At 53.9% G+C, this 1937-nt stretch carries 2 protein-coding genes; one reads left to right on the top strand and one right to left on the bottom strand.

Annotated features, from left to right (window positions below):
* Positions 1 to 364, bottom strand: a 364-nt coding sequence (locus WBG04_RS03885) for a site-specific integrase (protein WP_424313064.1), incomplete at its 3' end; no start/stop codon positions are given.
* A gap of 202 nt (positions 365 to 566) precedes the next feature.
* Between WBG04_RS03885 and WBG04_RS03880 the strand changes: the two genes are divergently transcribed.
* The gene (locus WBG04_RS03880; RefSeq protein WP_424313063.1) at positions 567 to 1637 is read left to right on the top strand and encodes a tetratricopeptide repeat protein; all 1071 of its coding nucleotides are present in this window, start codon (positions 567 to 569) and stop codon (positions 1635 to 1637) included.
* Positions 1638 to 1937: the final 300 nt, after the last annotated feature.

The following is a 1937-nucleotide window of genomic DNA, read 5'->3' as shown; positions in this document are numbered from 1 at the left end:
CGACCTCATCGCGGGTGAGCACGTGAGGGAGCGGTTCGTCGAACTTGATTTTGATCTTCTTCCAGATGTCCCAGTCGATTCCGAGGTGGTCCCGATAGAGCGTGCGCAGGGAGCAAACCGCCTGATTGACGGTGCTGGGCCGGAGTTTGCGTTCGTCCTGGATGTGGATCAGGAAGTCGAGGACGCGTTCGGGCGGGAGCTTCGAGATGTCCTCTTTCGGGAAGTGGTCGGCGAGTTGGTGGACCCAGCCGAAGTAGGTTTGGCGAGTGCGCTTGGCCAGACCTTTGAGTTGGACAAAGCGGTTGAAGTCCAGATACCATTGCGCCGAAGCGAGTCGTTTTGGTGTATTATCATTTTTTGACATTAGTGAGCCCTGACGACTTCGCTTCACCCCTGCAATACCCTCTAAACGGAATTGCCGCGCAGCGGCTCTGTTCAACAATACGTCGCTCTCAACACCTGCCCCGCCGCGAGTTCAATCCGTCATGATCATCCAACCTTCAACCCACAGTCGAAGCCTCGCCCTCGGGCAGGTGTGAGAGGACTTTGACGTTGAGGCCAGAATAATGAAACCCCTCCTTACTCATCTGTTTGCCGCCGCACTTGGAATATTGGCGGTAGTTTTGTGGCCATCAGGCACAGCTGACAGCGATGCCGCCACCGCCGATGGGAGAATGCCCGGGAGGAATGAGAGTCGTCCGGGCATTGTTCTGCGGCCAAGCGTCCGTCCCGGAGGCAATCAGCCGACCATTGATTCAGAACTCTCGAAGCCGGTTACGGGTAAGGAGCTTGAGCCGTGGCTGGAAAGCAAAAAGGGCGATTCTCGTTCCTTCGCTGAGGCGTTGGTCATAGCGGGATTACTTACTAATGATCCGGACCTAATTCGTCAGGGGATCGAAGCAGATCCCGCGAATCGCCATCTACTGTTTATTGGCGCAACTTTTTCTGCATTTTCCGGAGAAGAACGTCTCGCAATGAGCAAACGACTTCTTGCAGCAGATCCCGACAATGCTCTAGCCGCGTTCATCTCTGCATCGCATTTGTTGGATGCCGGCCAATCAGATGCCGCCATTGAGATCCTGAGAGGAACGACCGACCGATACAGGATGGATGACTTCAGAATTGCAACGCAATTGGGCACGGAGGATGCGTATATCGCAGCAGGTCTTTCTCCTGATGCAGCCAAGATCAGAAGCGCCTTCGATTTCAAATTAGGGTATCTCTCTGATTTGCGCTCTTTGGCGAATTCACTGAAAGACATGGAGGGCTCCAGGTCGCCAGAGGAGGCCTCGGAACTCCGTTCTTTGACGGCATCGATGGGGCAGCGACTGGCCGATCAATCGAGATCAGGAACGATGATCGACCAATTTGTCGGAATGGCCTTGGAGGAAGCGACCCTGAGCGGGCTTTCTGACGAGGCTCCGTCTCTTTATGAGGGGCTCACCGTCAGCCAAGCGAGAGAATCCATTGTCGCTGAGCGCCAAGAACTCCGGCAAGTCATCGAGAACTTTGGCAACGCACAAGACATTCTCTCGAATGACCCAGACCTGATGAGCCGCTACATAGATCACTTGCGATTGAGAGGGGAACTGGAAGCGGCCAAATGGCTTGTAGGAGAAACTGAAAGCTCGAGATGAGTTCCGCCTTACAAAAAGGCTCAACAAGGCGTCTCAACACCTGACCGCTGCGAGTTCAAATCCGTCATGGCCATTCAAACCTTAACCCGCAGTCGAAGCCTCGCCCCCGGGCAGGTGTGAGAGGACTTTGGCGTTGGCGAGAAAGAGTGAGCTTTATGAAGAAACAATACATACGAATCACGATCAAGATGGTCTTGATCTTTACTCTGCTTGGACAATTTGTTCCGGCGTTGGGAGCCGATGATATTCCCCAACAGTTGCCCAACATTGTCGTGATCTATGCGGATGATCTTGGGTATG

Origin of the sequence: Haloferula sp. (assembly GCF_049672945.1) — a bacterium.
Lineage (GTDB): Bacteria > Verrucomicrobiota > Verrucomicrobiia > Verrucomicrobiales > Akkermansiaceae > Haloferula.
Note: the sequence above shows the minus strand (reverse complement) of the source record. Positions and strands in the feature narration are given on the sequence as shown.

What these genes read in the sequence shown, in the direction of transcription:
- WBG04_RS03880 (WP_424313063.1), top strand. Translation starts at nt 567, where the DNA reads ATGAAACCCCTCCTTACTCATCTGTTTGCCGCCGCACTTGGAATATTG.